This is a genomic window from Saccharothrix sp. (genome assembly GCF_031180885.1).
GTDB lineage: Bacteria > Actinomycetota > Actinomycetes > Mycobacteriales > Pseudonocardiaceae > Actinosynnema.
In genome coordinates this window covers 357,464-370,882 of record NZ_JAPSLK010000002.1, presented here as the reverse complement: position 1 = coordinate 370,882, position 13,419 = coordinate 357,464, and the positions used below count along the sequence as shown (strand labels likewise).

The following is a 13,419-nucleotide window of genomic DNA, read 5'->3' as shown; positions in this document are numbered from 1 at the left end:
ACCCACGCCGTAGGCTTGGCCCATGCCCGATCGTGTCTCGTCGCCATTCCTGGAGACCTTGGCCGACCGCGTGGTCGTGGCGGACGGCGCGATGGGCACGATGCTCCAGGCCGTCGACCTCACCCTGGACGACTTCGCAGGTCACGAAGGTTGCAACGAGATCTTGAACGTGACCCGGCCGGACGTCGTGCGGCAGGTCCACCGGGGCTACCTGGAGGCCGGCGCGGACGCGGTGGAGACCAACACGTTCGGGGCGAACCTGGCCAACCTGGCCGAGTACGGCATCCAGGACCGGATCTTCGAACTGTCCCGCGCGGGCGCCGAACTGGCCCGCGAGGTGGCCGACGAGTTCGCCGAACCGAACCGCCCCCGCTTCGTGCTGGGTTCGGTCGGCCCCGGCACCAAGCTGCCCACCCTGGGCCACGCCCCGTTCGCCACGCTCCGGGACGCCTACGTCGAGCAGGTGCGCGGACTGCTGGTCGGCGGCACGGACGTGGTGATCGTCGAGACCTCCCAGGACCTGCTCCAGACCAAGGCCGCCATCATCGGCGCGAAGCGGGCGATGGCCGCCGAGGGCGTCACCGTGCCGATCATCGCGCAGGTCACCGTGGAGACCACCGGCACCATGCTGCTCGGCTCCGAGATCGGCGCGGCCCTCAACGCGCTGGAACCGCTGGGCGTCGACCTGATCGGCCTGAACTGCGCCACCGGCCCCGCCGAGATGAGCGAACACCTGCGGCAACTGGCCAAGCACGCCCGCGTCCCGCTGTCGGTGATGCCCAACGCCGGTCTGCCCGAGTTGGGTCCGCGCGGCGCGGTGTACCCGTTGACGCCCGACGAACTGGCGTCCGCTTTGTCCGGGTTCGTGACGGAGTTCGGCGTGCGGCTGGTCGGCGGCTGCTGCGGCACCACCACCGAGCACGTCCGCCAGGTCGTGGACGCGGTGCGCGACCACAGGCCCACCGCCCGCCGCCCACGCCCCGAGCCGGGCGTGTCATCGCTTTACCAGGCGGTGCCGTTCCGCCAGGACGCGTCCGTGCTGATGATCGGCGAGCGGACCAACGCCAACGGCTCCAAGGCGTTCCGCGAGGCCATGCTCGCCGACCGGTTCGAGGACTGCGTCGAGATCGCCCGCGACCAGACCCGCGACGGCGCCCACCTGCTCGACCTCAACGTCGACTACGTGGGCCGCGACGGCGCGGCGGACATGCGCGCGCTGGCCTCCCGCCTGGCCACCGCCTCGACGTTGCCGATCATGCTGGACTCGACCGAGCCTGATGTGCTCCAGGCGGGACTGGAGTGCCTGGGCGGGCGGTGCGCGGTCAACTCGGTCAACTACGAGGACGGCGACGGCCCGGACTCCCGGTTCCAGCGCATCATGCGGCTGGTGTCCGAGCACGGCGCGGCCGTCGTCGGGCTGTGCATCGACGAGGAGGGCCAGGCCCGCACTGCCGAGTGGAAGCTGCGCGTGGCGGTCCGGCTGATCGAGGACCTGACCCGCAACTGGGGCGTGCGGACCAGCGACATCATCATCGACTGCCTGACCTTCCCCATCTCCACCGGCCAGGAGGAGGTGCGCCGGGACGGCCTGGAGACCATCAACGCGATCCGCGAGCTGAAGCGCCGCTACCCGGACGTGCAGACCACGCTGGGCATCTCGAACGTGTCCTTCGGCCTGAACCCGGCCGCGCGGCAGGTGCTGAACTCGGTGTTCCTGCACGAGTGCGTGCAGGCCGGGCTGGACACCGCGATCGTGCACGCCTCCAAGATCGTGCCGATGGCGCGCATCCCCGACGAGCAGCGCGCGGTGGCGCTGGACCTGGTCTACGACCGCCGGCGCGACGGTTACGACCCGTTGCAGCGGCTGATGGAGCTGTTCGAGGGCGTCAGCACGTCCTCGTCGAAGGCGTCTCGGGCCGCGGAACTGGCCGCGTTGCCGCTGTTCGCGCGGCTGGAGCGGCGGATCATCGATGGCGAGCGCAACGGGCTGGAAGCCGACCTCGACGCGGCGCTCGCGGAGCGCCCGGCGTTGCAGATCATCAACGACACCCTGCTGTCGGGCATGAAGACCGTCGGCGAGCTGTTCGGTTCCGGCCAGATGCAGTTGCCGTTCGTGCTCCAGTCCGCCGAGGTCATGAAGGCCGCCGTGGCCTACCTGGAGCCCCACATGGAGCGCTCCGAGGACGGCGGCAAGGGCCGGATCGTGCTGGCCACGGTCAAGGGCGACGTGCACGACATCGGCAAGAACCTGGTGGACATCATCCTGTCCAACAACGGCTACGAGGTCGTGAACATCGGCATCAAGCAGCCGATCAACGCGATCCTGGACGCCGCCGAGGAGCACCGCGCCGACGCCATCGGCATGTCCGGCCTGCTGGTCAAGTCCACGGTGGTCATGAAGGAGAACCTGGAGGAGATGAACTCGCGCGGTGTCGCCGCGCGGTGGCCGGTTCTGCTCGGTGGCGCGGCGCTGACCAGGGCTTATGTCGAGAACGACCTGGCCGAGACGTACCTGGGCGACGTCCGCTACGCGCGGGACGCGTTCGAGGGGCTGCGGCTGATGGACGCGATCATGGCGGCCAAGCGCGGTGAGGCGCCGTTGGTCGACCCGGAGGCGGAGCGGAAGGCGGCGGAACGCAAGGCCCGGCGCGAGCGTTCGCTGCGCATCGCGGCCTCCCGCAAGGCGGCTGCCCCTGAAGAACCCCTGGTGTCCGGCCGTTCGGACGTGGCGGTGGACGTGCCGATCCCGACCCCGCCGTTCTGGGGGACGCGGGTGGTGAAGGGCGTGCCGGTCGCGGAGTACTCGGCGATGCTCGACGAGCGGGCCACGTTCATGGGCCAGTGGGGTCTGCGCGGTGCGCGCGGCGGCGGGCCGACCTACGAGGAACTGGTGGAGACCGAGGGCCGGCCGCGTCTGCGGTACTGGCTGGACCGGCTGGCCACCGAGGGCGTGCTCGCGCACGCGGCCGTCGTCTACGGCTATTTCCCCTGCGTGTCGGAGGGGAACGACCTGGTGGTGCTCACGGAGCCGTCGCTCGACGCCCCGGAACGCACCCGGTTCACGTTCCCGCGCCAGAAGCGGGATCGGAGGTTGTGCCTGGCGGACTTCTGGCGGCCGCGGTCGGCGGGCGAGGTGGACGTGATCGCGTTCCACCTGGTCACGATGGGGCAGCCGATCGCGGACTACGCGGGTGAGCTGTTCGCCAAGGACTCCTACCGGGAGTACCTGGAGGTGCACGGCCTGGGCGTCCAGCTCACCGAGGCGCTGGCCGAGTACTGGCACCGCCGGATCCGCGAGGAGCTGCGCTGGCCGGACGGCGGTTCGGTGGCGGCGGAGGACCCGTCGGACGTCGAGGAGTTCTTCAAGCTCGGCTACCGGGGCGCCCGCTACAGCCTGGGGTACGGGGCGTGCCCGAACATGGAGGACCGGGTCAAGGTCGTGGACCTGCTGGAGCCGGGGCGGATCGGGGTCGAGCTGTCCGAGGAGTTGCAGTTGCACCCGGAGCAGTCGACGGACGCGTTCGTGGCGCACCACCCCGAGGCGAAGTACTTCAACGCGTGAGGGCGGGACTTGTGGAGAGGGGCGGCATGACCGTCGAGGCCGTGCTGTGGGACATGGACGGCACACTGCTGGACTCGGAGAAGCTGTGGGACGTCCCGCTCTACGAGTTCGCCGAGAAGCTGGGCGGGAGCCTGTCGCTGGAGACCCGGCAGGCGATGATCGGGTCCAACGTGCCGACGACGATGGCGTTGCTGTTCGCCGAGGTCGGCGTGGTGCCGACGCCGGAGGAGACCGCGGACGGCGCGGCGTGGATCATGCGGCGCACCGAGGAACTGTTCCGCGCTGGCCTGCCGTGGCGTCCGGGCGCCCAGGACGCTTTGCGCGCGGTGCGTGCTTCCGGTGTGCCGATGGCTCTGGTGACGTCCACCGAGCGCGGCTTGACCGAGGTCGCCCTGGACACCATCGGCCGTGAGTTGTTCGACGTGACCGTGTGCGGCGACGAGGTCGAGGGCCGCAACAAGCCTTTGCCCGACCCGTACCTGAAGGCCGCACGCCTGCTGGGCGTGGACGCTTCCCGCTGCGTCGCCATCGAGGACTCGCCGACCGGTGTCGCTTCGGCGGTGGCCGCGGGCTGCACGGTGCTGGTGGTGCCGTGCGACGTGCCGGTTCCGGCGGGGGAGCGACGGATCTTCCGCGAGTCGTTGGTAGGCGTGGACTACGACGTACTCGCCTCGCTGCCCACCTGACACCGCCCGCGCCCTGACCCGCGCCCTGACCGCCCGCGCCCTGATGCCAGCGCCCTGATGCCAGCGCCTTGACCGCCCGCGCCTTGACCGCCCGCGCCTTGACCGCCGGCACCGAACGCTGCCGCAAGCGTCCCCGCCAAGGGGACCCCTGTTTTTATTTTGCCGGCGGGGTACGACATTTTTCGGCGCGGGCGGTCCGGAATTTCGGCGCGGGCGGTCCGGAATTTTCGGCGTGGGCGGTTCCGGGCAGGTGTGTCGAAGTCTGCCCGGAACCGCTTCGGTCATGCCGCCAAGGCCGCCTGGGGCTTGGCCGTGGTCTTGCGGACCGACGGGTCGATCAGCAGGCCGAACACCACGCCCAGGCCCAGCCACAGCGTGGCGGTTTCGGCCAGGGAAGCCAGGCGGAAGTCCCAGAGGACGTCGCTGGGCATGTCCGCCGGGATGGCGTCCGGAGGTGCGGGGAAGGCCAGCAGGATCACCGTCACGCCGGCGATCGCCGCCAGGGCGACCACCGTCGAGCGGATCGGCGCGGGCAGGTGGGTCAGGCGGGATGCCAGGTAGCTCGATCCGAAGACGACCAGCAGGCCGGCCGCGATGACGCCCAGGTAGAGGACCGTCCGGTAGTCGACCGTGTCCGGGTTGCCCACCGCGGGCGGGTTGGCCGGGTACTTCACCGCGGGCAGCAGGGCCGCCGCGCCGAAGGCCGCCGCGGCCAGGGTGACGCTCCGGGTGAACGGCGGGCGGTCGACGAACCAGCGGCGGGCGCCCGCGTAGGCGGTGGCGAACAGGGCGCCGATCGCCAGGCCGACGATCACCGCCGCCAGCACGCCGCCGACCACCTGGGTGCCGCGACCGAACAGTTCACCGTGGTCGTGTCCCGATTCCGCCGCGGGTTCCGCGGCGGCACGTGCCTCCTCGACGGCCAGCGCCGCCCGGATGGGCACCTCCACGACGACGAGCCCCACCAGGCCCGCCAAGAGTCCGGCGATGCCGCCCGCGCCGATCCCGCGCAGCAGCACGCCCTTGTACGTGGTCATGGTCGGGTGCCTAGTGGCACGGGACGCCGAGCGCGTGGCGCCCGTCGTGGAAGAACTCGTGCAGCGACTCGGCGGCGTGGCCGAGCGCGATGCCGTTCTCCTGGAGGACGAGCCAGGTCACCATCAGCGCGACCAGCGCGACGGCATAGGCCCACCGGGGGATGGGAGGGGAAAGGTGGTGCGCGGGGCTCGTCATGACGGCCTCCTCCATACCTCGTGGAAGGTCAACAACAACTCGCGCCGCAGCCGGTCTCCTGACTCCCGGATCGACACCGTCCCCGCGTCTTCCCAGCCGCACGGTGCGACCAGTGACGTTCTCGGCGGGTTGGCTCCCCGGTCACAGTGGCGAGGACCGCGCCGGATTCCCACCGGCTTCCCGTCCACTGCGGCGGTGGAACCGTAAAGGTCCACTACGTCCGGGCACAACCGACCAGACGAGTTGTCATTCACCTCACGTCCGCAGCGGCGAGTGTGCCGGGTGGGCGCTCAGCGTGCGGGCAGAGGGCAGTCGCCGCAGGTTCCGCCGCCGTCGAGGCGGTAGTAGAGGCAGCAGCTTCGGCGGCGGAAGGCGACCTCGCCGGGGAACGGGATGAAGTCGCCCGAGCCTTTGAGGGGTGGTTGCGAGAGCAGGCGTTCGGCGACGGCCACGCAGTGTTCCGCCGACGCGGTTCCGCTGCGGGCGACGGTTTTCAGTGCGCCGGCGATCGAGGAAGCGGCGTTGCCCCACAGGAGTCCTCGGGCCACCGGGACCACAGCTCGCACCGCCTCGACGACCGGTTCCAGCGACTCCGCGATGCCGACGCCCGGCGTGGCTTGATCGATCCGCACCCGCAGGCCGTCCGGTCCGTAGTGCCACCACAGGTTTTCGGGGCGGATGTCGGGGGCGACGCCGTCGACGGCGTGTGCGGCGGCGGTCGGGCACAGCAGGCGGGCGGTGTAGCTGAGGAAGAACAGCGACGCGGCGACCCGCCGTTCGATTGTTCGGTACCGCTCGGCGATGGCGTCGAGGGTCCGGGGCAGGGCGGGGCCGTCGAGGAGGGCGGCACCGGGGTGCCAGTCGTCGCCGGGACGGCCGAGGTCGAGGGCGAAGAACGGGCTGAGACCGCGGACCCGGCGCAGGGTGGACAGCACGGCGGCGAAGTCGGACACGTGTCCTAGTCTGCCGCCCGTGGACGCACTGGGGCTCGGACTCACCTTCGGCTTGGCGGCGAGCATCAGCCCCGGACCGCTGTTGGTGCTGGTCGTGACGTCGGCGCTGCGCTCGGGGTGGCGGGCCGGCGCGTTGGCGGCGTGCGCGCCGCTGCTGTCCGACGCGGTGGTGGTCGGCGTGACGGTTCTCTTGCTCGACCGCCTCCCGGCGCGGGCGCTGGGCGTCCTCGGGGTGGTGGGCGCGGTGTTCGTCGTGTGGAGCGGTGTGCAGACCGTGCGCGAGGCGCGGACCGCCACCCTCGACGCCTCGGGCGAGGCGGGCGGCGACGCCCTGCGCCGAGCCGCGCTGGTGAACCTCCTCAGCCCACACCCGTGGATTGCCTGGGCCACCGCCCTCGGCCCGCTGACGATCACCACGTGGCGCGCGTCGGCGGGGGCAGCCGTGGCACTGCTGGTCGGTTTCTACGTGATGCTCATCGGTGGCAAGGTCGTCATCGCCGTCCTGGTTGCGCGCGGCCGGCGTCGGTTGAGCGACGTCGGGTATCGGCGCGCCCTGACGAGCGCGGGCGTGTTGCTCGCACTGGCCGGGGTCGCGCTGGGCATCGAGTTCGCCGGCTACGGCACCTGACGTCTCGGCACCTGACGTCTCGGCACCTGACGTCTCGGCACCTGACGTCTCGGCACCTGACGTCTCGGCACCTGACGTCTCGGGGCGTGTCGGCTTCAGGGCACGGAGTTCAGGGCATGTAGAACGTCATGAGGTCGGCGCGGACTGGCGGGAACAGGGTGTGCATCAGGTCGGCGTTCGGGCCGGGGTAGACGTCCGGCTGGCGGGCGGTCAGGCCGCGCAGGCCGTGCGGGCCGAACAGCAGGGACGCCAGCATGTCCGGTGCCACGCCGCAGCCGCCCGCAGCGCCCGGGGCCTGCATGGTGCCGCCCGCGACCACCGCACCCACCTCGCCGGCGTGGTAAGGCAGGCGCACGTGGGAGCGGTAGAACGACACGACGGCCTCGCCCTCCGCGTCCGCGAACGGCGACTTGGCCAAGCGCCGCCCGAACACGGGGCGCAGGTGGTCCAGCAACGCCACCGGGTCGGGCACCCGCACGTAGTACGAGTTCGCCTCCTCCGGTGCCGGCCCCAGGAACGGTTCCAACGCCTCGCCCGCCACTGTGCCCGGACGTTCGTTCGCCTCCGTCGCCCCGGTGTGCGCCAGGAGCGCGTGCACCGCGCCGGCCTCCGTCGCCGCGACCTCGCACAGCTGCACACCCTCGTCCGGCGGCGTCGAGCGACCGGTGCCGACCGGCACGCCGTCCCGTTCCACCAGCCACTGCGTGCTGCCGTCGCGCGCGATCAGCCACCGCCACAGACTGGGCGAGTGCGGCATCGAGAGGTCCGCCCGTGCCTGCTCGGCCTCCTGGAGCCGGTGCAGGGCCGGGATGTCGTCGAACGTCGCCTCCCGCACGGTGTAGCCGTCGGCGGACGCCGTGCCCACCACGGGCCGGACCGGTGAGATGGGGATCGCGTACGTGTACCCGAACAGCCGGTAGAAGTACGGGATGCCCAGCATCACCTGCACGAGCTGCCCGCGTGTGGCGGACCGCTCGTGCGCCCAGCCCATGAGGGCGCGCACCAGGCCGCGACCCTCGTAGTCGCGGTCGGTGGCGACCAGTTCCACCTGCCCCGCCGGGATCTTGACGCCGTCGAGGAACAGCGTCTCGTCCAGCAGGGTCGCGGTGGAGACCACCCGGTCACCGTCCACGACGACCGCGCACGCCTCCCACCCGGCATCCGGGTCCTCCACCACCAGGCGGTGGTCGACGGCGTCCTCGGGTTCGCCGCGTTCCGCGAGCAACGCGCCGATCTGGTCGAGGTCACGCGGTTCGGCGGTGCGCAGCACCAAGCCGTCGGGCAACGTCATTCGGGCAGTGTCGAGGCTCGTCCTCCTTTCCAGCCAGTGGTTTTCCCGGCCGTCGTTCTTCCGTCTGTCGGACTTCCGTCCGTCGAACCGATTTGGCGCACGACCTCCCGCTGATCGACAATCCGCGGATGTCCTGGCTGCCGTCCGACTTCGTCCACCCCACCCGCGTCGAGCTGGGCACGGGCCACCACCTGCGCCCGATCCGGGAGTCCGACGCGGACCGGGACTACCCGGCGGTCATGGGCTCGCGGGAACGCCTGTGGTCGATCTTCGGCGAGAAGTGGGGTTGGCCGCCGGCGACCATGACCCCCGAGGAGAACCGCATCGACCTCGCCCGGCACGAGCGCGAGGCCGAGGCCCACGAGTCCTTCAACTACGCCCTGTTCGACGCGGACGAGACGGCGCTGCTCGGCTGCGTCTACATCGACCCGGCGGAGGACGCCCTGATCTCCTGGTGGGTGGTCGACGAGTACGCGGGCACGGACCTCGAACGCGCGCTGGACGCCTTCGTGCCGGAGTGGATCGCGCGCGACTGGCCGTTCTCCAGTCCGAAGTTCGGGCTCTGAGGCGGCTCGGGCTGATCACGCCGCCGGAGCCGATGGCCATGGTGTCGATGGTGTGGGTGGCAGGACTGTGGGTGTCGGGGGCGCGGGTGTCGGGGGCGCGGGTGTCGGGGGCGCGGGTGTCGGGGGCGCGGGTGGCGGGGGCGCGGATGTCGGGGGCGCGGGTGGCGGCGGCGTGGGTGTGGGGTGCGTGAGTGGTGGTCATGGTCGGGCTTGCTCTCGTGGGCGTGCGGTGGTGGGTTCGGGCAGGCCCGCGGCGACCTGGCTGATCGCTTCGCGGACCAAGGGTGTGAGCGGCACGGGTGGGGTGGTGTGGACCCAGCGGTCGGTCGCGACCTGGATGGCCGCGCCCACCGAGGCCGCCACGAGCCGGGGGTAGAGCTGCTCGACGCTGGTACCGGTGCGCTCGGCGATCGCCTCGGCCAGCTCCCGCTCGACCGCGGAACCGGCGCGGTGGAACTCGCCGATCAGGGCCGGCTCGCTCAGCACCAGCCGGACACCCGCCGTCCACTCCGCTTCGGGTTCCGCGTATACCCCGTACTGCGCCTCGGCGGCCTCGAGGATCGCCGCCCAGAGCGACTCGCCGCGCGGGCGTCGGCGCACCTCGACCGCAAGCCGCCGCGCCCTGTCCACCTGCGGTGCTGTGATGGCCTCGGCCTTGCTGGAGAAGTAGTTGTTGAAGGTGCGCGGGGACACCCCGGCCGCCGCGGCGATGTCCTCGACCAGGAGGTTCTCCAGGCCGCGCTCGACCGCCAGCCGCACCGCCGCCCTGCTCAACGCCTGGCGGGTGGCCAGTTTCTTCCGCTCTCTCAAGCCCGGTTCCTCGTCCATGCGATCAAGGTACCAGAACTTGCGGGCCACGCATGTTTTCGGGGCACGCAACTTTGGGGTGATTGTGTGCCACCGTTCGGGGGATGGGAGGATGAGCCCCCGTGAAGACCTTCGACGAGCTGTTCGCCGAGCTGAGCGAACGCGCCCGCACCCGCCCCGAGGGCTCCGCCACCGCCGCGGCCCTGGCGGCGGGCGTCCATGCGCAGGGCAAGAAGGTGCTCGAGGAGGCGGGCGAGGTCTGGATCGCCGCGGAGCACGAGTCCGACGAGCGGCTGGCCGAGGAGGTCTCCCAACTGCTGTACCGCGTCCAGGTGCTCATGCTCGGCCGCGGGCTGACCCTGGAAGACGTGTACAAGCACCTGTGACCTGACCTTGGCCGGAGTGCTCAGCGGGTTCGTGCCCATCTGGGTGCTCACGGTCGTCGGGTTCGTCGCCGCGCGCACCAACGTGCTCGGCGACCGCGCCGAGACGGTGCTCGGCCGGTTCGCGTTCTACCTGGCCATGCCGGCGGTGCTGTTCACGACGCTGCTCAACGGCAAACCCGGCGCGCTCGCCAACAAAGGTGTGCTGGCGTTCGTCATGGCGACGTTCGTAGTGGGCGCGATCGGTCTGCTCGTGCACTGGAAGGCGTTTCGCAGGCCGTTGCCCGACCGGGCGCTCGCCGCGATGGCCGGCGCGTACGTCAACTCCGGCAACCTGGGCATCCCGGTGGCCGTCGGCATCCTGGGCGATTCGTCGTTCATGGTCGCCGTGCTGCTGTTCCAGCCGGTGGTCGTGATGCCGATCGTGCTGGCGGCGGTCGAGGTCGGCGCCGGCGAGCGCGGCGGGGCGTTGAAAACCCTGGTCACGCTGCCGGTGCGGAACCCGATCATGCTCGCGTCGCTGCTGGGCGTGCTGGTCGGCGCGACCGGGTGGCGGCCCCCTGACCTGGTGCTGGAACCGCTCACCGCACTCGGGTCCGCGGGCGTGCCGACGGCGCTGGTGGTGCTCGGCATGTCGCTGGGCGGGATGCGGCTGCCGGACCGGGAGAGCCGTGCCCAGCTCGGTGTCACGGTGCTGCTCAAGCTGCTGCTTCACCCGTTGGTGACGTTCCTGGGCTGCCTCGCGCTGGGCGTGGACGGACCGCTGCGGCTGGCCGCCGTGGTGTGCGCCGCGCTGCCGACCGCGCAGAACGTCCACGTGCTGGCCCGCCAGTACCGGCCGGACGCGCGGCTGCCCCGGGACGCCGTGTTGCTGTCCACGGCCCTGTCGATGGTCACGCTGTCAGTGGTGACGGTGCTGCTCAAGTAGGGCCAGGACTTCGGCGTCCGAGGTCTGGTCGAACCGCCGGTAGAACCGCCCGACCGAGCGGAAGTCGGAGCGTTCTTTGGGGCACACGACGAGGTCGGCCTCCACGGACAACTCTTGTACAGCCTCGGTCGCGCCCACGGGCACGGCGAGCACCAGCCGCCGTGGGCTGCCCTGCCGTGCCGCCCGCAACGCGGCCCGCGCGGTCACGCCCGTCGCCAAGCCGTCGTCCACGACGAGGACGTCCCGATCGGCCAGCGCGTGCCGTCCCGCCCGGTACACGTCGAGCCTGCGCCGCGCCTCCTGCCGCTCCTCCTCGACCGTGGATGCCAGGTCGGCCGGCGACACGCCCAGGTACTCCAGCACGCGGCGGTCGAAGATGGGCTCACCGTCCGCCGTGACCGCGCCCACCCCGAACTCGGGCCGCCCCGGCGCGCCGATCTTGCGCGCCACCGCCACGTCCAGTTCCGCGCCCAGCGCGAGGGCCACCTCGTGCGCCACCGGCACACCGCCCCGCGCCAGGCCCAGGACCAGCGGATCGGTCCACTCGAAGCGCCGCAACGCGTCGGCGAGGACCCGACCCGCGTCGGCGCGGTCCGCGAACTTCACCCGACCATCGTGGCGTCGGCTCAGCGTTCCCGCACGTACAGGGCCTGCGCCGTGCGGCCGACCGGCCCCAACTCGTCGTGCAGCACGCTGCTGGCCAGCCCCACTCCGGTCGGACCCACCACCGTCTCCGCGTCCAGCGCGAACCACTCACCGACCGGCTCGCGGTGCAGGTGCACGGACAGGTCGGTGTTGATCGCGTACCACTTCGAGATGTCCAGCCGGGACGACACACCGCTCGCCGAGTCGGCCACGGTGAACAGCCGCTGCACCACCGACGCCTCCTCGCCGGCCACGACCTGCGCCAACGGTCGCGCCCACACCACCGCGTCGCCGGGGGTGAAGATGCCGCCGGACACCGACCGCCACTCCATCGCCGCCAGGTACCCGCACTGCCAGTCGTCCGGGATCGCCATCGGCGCGCACCCCGGCGCGGGCACCAGCGGCTCGCCCTCACCGGACGCGACCGTCGCCGTGTCGCCGCCCACGATCCGCCACGCGTGTGCCCGCAGCACCGCCCGCCCGTCGTGGGACAGCGAAGCGGACAGCAGTTCCACCGACCGCCCCGGCCGCTCCAGCGCCGCCTCGACGGTCAGCTCCGCCACCGGCACCGGCCCCAGCACCTCGAACGTGACCCGGGACAGCACCGTGCCCTCGCGCGGCGCGCACCGCTCCAGTTCGCGCACCAGCAGCGCCGACGGCGGTCCCAGGTGCTGGTGCTTGTCGGTCCACGGCCCCGCGGTGTGCTCGGTCGCCCGGAACCGCTGCTCGTCCACCTGCTCGTAGAACGCCGTCATCTAGTCCGCCCTGTCCAGTGCCGTCTCCACGCCCGCGTCCGGCTCCGGCCACCCCGGGTAGGGCGGCGGGGTGCCGTCGAACGCGGGGCACAGCGCCTTGTGGTCGCAGTAGTCGCACAGCCGGCTCGGGTTTGGCCGGAAGTCGCCGGACTTCGCCGCCCGCAGGATGGCCTCCCAGATGGCCTCCAGCGTGCGCTCGAACCGCGCGAGTTCCGCCTCGTCCGGTGTGTACGCCAACGCCTGCCGGTCCGCCAGGTACATCAGCCGCAACTGGCGCGGCACCACGCCGCGCAGCCGCCACAGCACCAGGGCGTAGAACTTCATCTGGAACAAGGCCTTGGCCTCGCCGACCTCGCGCGGCGCGGCGCCGGTCTTGTAGTCGACCACCCGGATCTCGCCGGTCGGCGCCACGTCCACGCGGTCGATGTAGCCGCGCAGCAGGACCCCGGACGGCAGTTCCCACTCCACCAGCAGCTCGCGGGCGTCCGGGTCGAACCGGCGCGGGTCCTCCAGGCCGAAGTAGCCCTCCAGCAGGCCTTCCGCCGACGCCAGCCACTCGGCCTGCTCGGCGTCGTCCGCCGCGGTGAACAGGTCGGCGAACTCCGGGCGCTCGGCGCGGACCCGTTCCCAGGCCGGGGCGATCAGCTCGCGGGCGCGTTCGGGCAGCCGTTCGGCGGCCGGCAGGCCGAACAGGTCTTCCAGGACCGCGTGCACGACCGTGCCGCGCACCTGCGCTCTGGTCGGCTTCTCCGGCAGCCGGTCGACCGCCCGGAAGCGGTACAGCAGCGGGCACTGCTTGAAGTCGCCCGCTCTCGACGGGGACAGCGCGGGCCTGCGCACTGGGCGTTCGGAGATCGTCGGCACTGCCATGCCCCAGACCTTATTGCAGACCCCCGACAAGATCCGGATGCTGTGTTGGATGGCGCCGCCTCCGGCCTCGCGGGTCACAGCGCCAACACATCGCAACCCCTAGGCTTTCTCC

15 protein-coding genes and 1 riboswitch are annotated in these 13,419 nt (G+C 71.7%); of the genes, 7 read left to right on the top strand and 8 right to left on the bottom strand.

Features of this window, described 5'->3' with window-relative positions; all coding sequences use genetic code 11:
* The first annotated feature begins 22 nt into the window (after nt 1-22).
* Nucleotides 23-3,562: a methionine synthase gene (metH, locus tag RIN75_RS05835; protein WP_309110729.1), complete on the top strand. Its 3,540-nt coding sequence runs from the start codon at nt 23-25 to the stop codon at nt 3,560-3,562.
* A gap of 26 nt (nt 3,563-3,588) precedes the next feature.
* The gene (locus tag RIN75_RS05830; protein WP_309110728.1) at nt 3,589-4,248 is read left to right on the top strand and encodes an HAD family phosphatase; all 660 of its coding nucleotides are present in this window, start codon (nt 3,589-3,591) and stop codon (nt 4,246-4,248) included.
* Between the two features lie 281 nt (nt 4,249-4,529).
* Here the strand turns inward: RIN75_RS05830 and RIN75_RS05825 are convergent, their stop codons facing one another.
* The 3 genes from RIN75_RS05825 to RIN75_RS05815 form a co-directional block, all read right to left on the bottom strand.
* Complete coding sequence (locus RIN75_RS05825; RefSeq protein WP_309110727.1) at nt 4,530-5,285, bottom strand: CbtA family protein; 756 nt, start codon at nt 5,283-5,285, stop codon at nt 4,530-4,532.
* A gap of 10 nt (nt 5,286-5,295) precedes the next feature.
* Nucleotides 5,296-5,481 carry a CbtB-domain containing protein gene (locus RIN75_RS05820; RefSeq protein WP_309110726.1) on the bottom strand — a complete coding sequence of 62 codons (186 nt, stop codon included), beginning with the start codon at nt 5,479-5,481 and terminating at the stop codon, nt 5,296-5,298.
* A gap of 30 nt (nt 5,482-5,511) precedes the next feature.
* Nucleotides 5,512-5,702: riboswitch (cobalamin riboswitch) on the bottom strand.
* 69 nt (nt 5,703-5,771) lie between these two features.
* Nucleotides 5,772-6,434, bottom strand: coding sequence for a (2Fe-2S)-binding protein (locus tag RIN75_RS05815; protein ID WP_309110725.1), 663 nt, complete (start codon nt 6,432-6,434; stop codon nt 5,772-5,774).
* A gap of 19 nt (nt 6,435-6,453) precedes the next feature.
* On the opposite strand from RIN75_RS05815, the gene RIN75_RS05810 reads away from it, so the two are divergent.
* Nucleotides 6,454-7,062, top strand: a complete 609-nt coding sequence (locus RIN75_RS05810; RefSeq protein WP_309110724.1) for a LysE family transporter — start codon at nt 6,454-6,456, stop codon at nt 7,060-7,062.
* Between the two features lie 109 nt (nt 7,063-7,171).
* On the opposite strand, the gene RIN75_RS05805 is transcribed toward RIN75_RS05810, so the two are convergent.
* Entirely contained in the window at nt 7,172-8,353 is a 1,182-nt protein-coding gene (locus tag RIN75_RS05805) for a GNAT family N-acetyltransferase (RefSeq protein ID WP_309110723.1), read from the bottom strand.
* A gap of 128 nt (nt 8,354-8,481) precedes the next feature.
* Between RIN75_RS05805 and RIN75_RS05800 the strand changes: the two genes are divergently transcribed.
* Nucleotides 8,482-8,919 carry an N-acetyltransferase gene (locus RIN75_RS05800; RefSeq protein WP_309110722.1) on the top strand — a complete coding sequence of 146 codons (438 nt, stop codon included), beginning with the start codon at nt 8,482-8,484 and terminating at the stop codon, nt 8,917-8,919.
* Nucleotides 8,920-8,975: 56 nt separating this feature from the next.
* Nucleotides 8,976-9,110, top strand: coding sequence for a hypothetical protein (locus RIN75_RS05795; RefSeq protein WP_309110721.1), 135 nt, complete (start codon nt 8,976-8,978; stop codon nt 9,108-9,110).
* Nucleotides 9,111-9,117: 7 nt separating this feature from the next.
* Here RIN75_RS05795 and RIN75_RS05790 read toward each other — a convergent pair whose 3' ends face one another.
* Entirely contained in the window at nt 9,118-9,747 is a 630-nt protein-coding gene (locus RIN75_RS05790) for a TetR family transcriptional regulator (RefSeq protein WP_309110720.1), read from the bottom strand.
* A gap of 101 nt (nt 9,748-9,848) precedes the next feature.
* Between RIN75_RS05790 and RIN75_RS05785 the strand changes: the two genes are divergently transcribed.
* Nucleotides 9,849-10,112 (top strand): phosphoribosyl-ATP diphosphatase, encoded by a 264-nt coding sequence (locus tag RIN75_RS05785; RefSeq protein WP_121219213.1) that lies wholly within the window; start codon nt 9,849-9,851, stop codon nt 10,110-10,112.
* A gap of 16 nt (nt 10,113-10,128) precedes the next feature.
* Nucleotides 10,129-11,037 carry an AEC family transporter gene (locus tag RIN75_RS05780; protein WP_309110719.1) on the top strand — a complete coding sequence of 303 codons (909 nt, stop codon included), beginning with the start codon at nt 10,129-10,131 and terminating at the stop codon, nt 11,035-11,037.
* On the opposite strand, the gene RIN75_RS05775 is transcribed toward RIN75_RS05780, so the two are convergent.
* Genes RIN75_RS05775 through RIN75_RS05765 form a run of 3 tightly spaced genes read right to left on the bottom strand, consistent with a single transcriptional unit; the run spans nt 11,011 to nt 13,307 of the window.
* Nucleotides 11,011-11,667, bottom strand: a complete 657-nt coding sequence (locus RIN75_RS05775; RefSeq protein ID WP_375295919.1) for a phosphoribosyltransferase — start codon at nt 11,665-11,667, stop codon at nt 11,011-11,013. The genes RIN75_RS05780 and RIN75_RS05775 overlap by 27 nt on opposite strands.
* Nucleotides 11,664-12,437, bottom strand: coding sequence for a thioesterase family protein (locus tag RIN75_RS05770; RefSeq protein ID WP_309110717.1), 774 nt, complete (start codon nt 12,435-12,437; stop codon nt 11,664-11,666). Before RIN75_RS05770 ends, RIN75_RS05775 begins: the two co-directional genes overlap by 4 nt.
* Nucleotides 12,438-13,307, bottom strand: coding sequence for a RecB family exonuclease (locus tag RIN75_RS05765; RefSeq protein ID WP_309110716.1), 870 nt, complete (start codon nt 13,305-13,307; stop codon nt 12,438-12,440).
* Nucleotides 13,308-13,419 lie beyond the last annotated feature (112 nt).

Excerpts from the sequence above, each read along its gene's own strand:
- RIN75_RS05830 (WP_309110728.1), top strand. The coding sequence starts at position 3,589 with ATGACCGTCGAGGCCGTGCTGTGGGACATGGACGGCACACTGCTGGAC.
- RIN75_RS05800 (WP_309110722.1), top strand. The coding sequence starts at position 8,482 with ATGTCCTGGCTGCCGTCCGACTTCGTCCACCCCACCCGCGTCGAGCTG.
- RIN75_RS05820 (WP_309110726.1), bottom strand. The coding sequence starts at position 5,481 with ATGACGAGCCCCGCGCACCACCTTTCCCCTCCCATCCCCCGGTGGGCC.
- RIN75_RS05805 (WP_309110723.1), bottom strand. The coding sequence starts at position 8,353 with ATGACGTTGCCCGACGGCTTGGTGCTGCGCACCGCCGAACCGCGTGAC.
- RIN75_RS05825 (WP_309110727.1), bottom strand. The coding sequence starts at position 5,285 with ATGACCACGTACAAGGGCGTGCTGCTGCGCGGGATCGGCGCGGGCGGC.
- RIN75_RS05770 (WP_309110717.1), bottom strand. The coding sequence starts at position 12,437 with ATGACGGCGTTCTACGAGCAGGTGGACGAGCAGCGGTTCCGGGCGACC.
- RIN75_RS05790 (WP_309110720.1), bottom strand. The coding sequence starts at position 9,747 with ATGGACGAGGAACCGGGCTTGAGAGAGCGGAAGAAACTGGCCACCCGC.
- metH (WP_309110729.1), top strand. The coding sequence starts at position 23 with ATGCCCGATCGTGTCTCGTCGCCATTCCTGGAGACCTTGGCCGACCGC.
- RIN75_RS05765 (WP_309110716.1), bottom strand. The coding sequence starts at position 13,307 with ATGGCAGTGCCGACGATCTCCGAACGCCCAGTGCGCAGGCCCGCGCTG.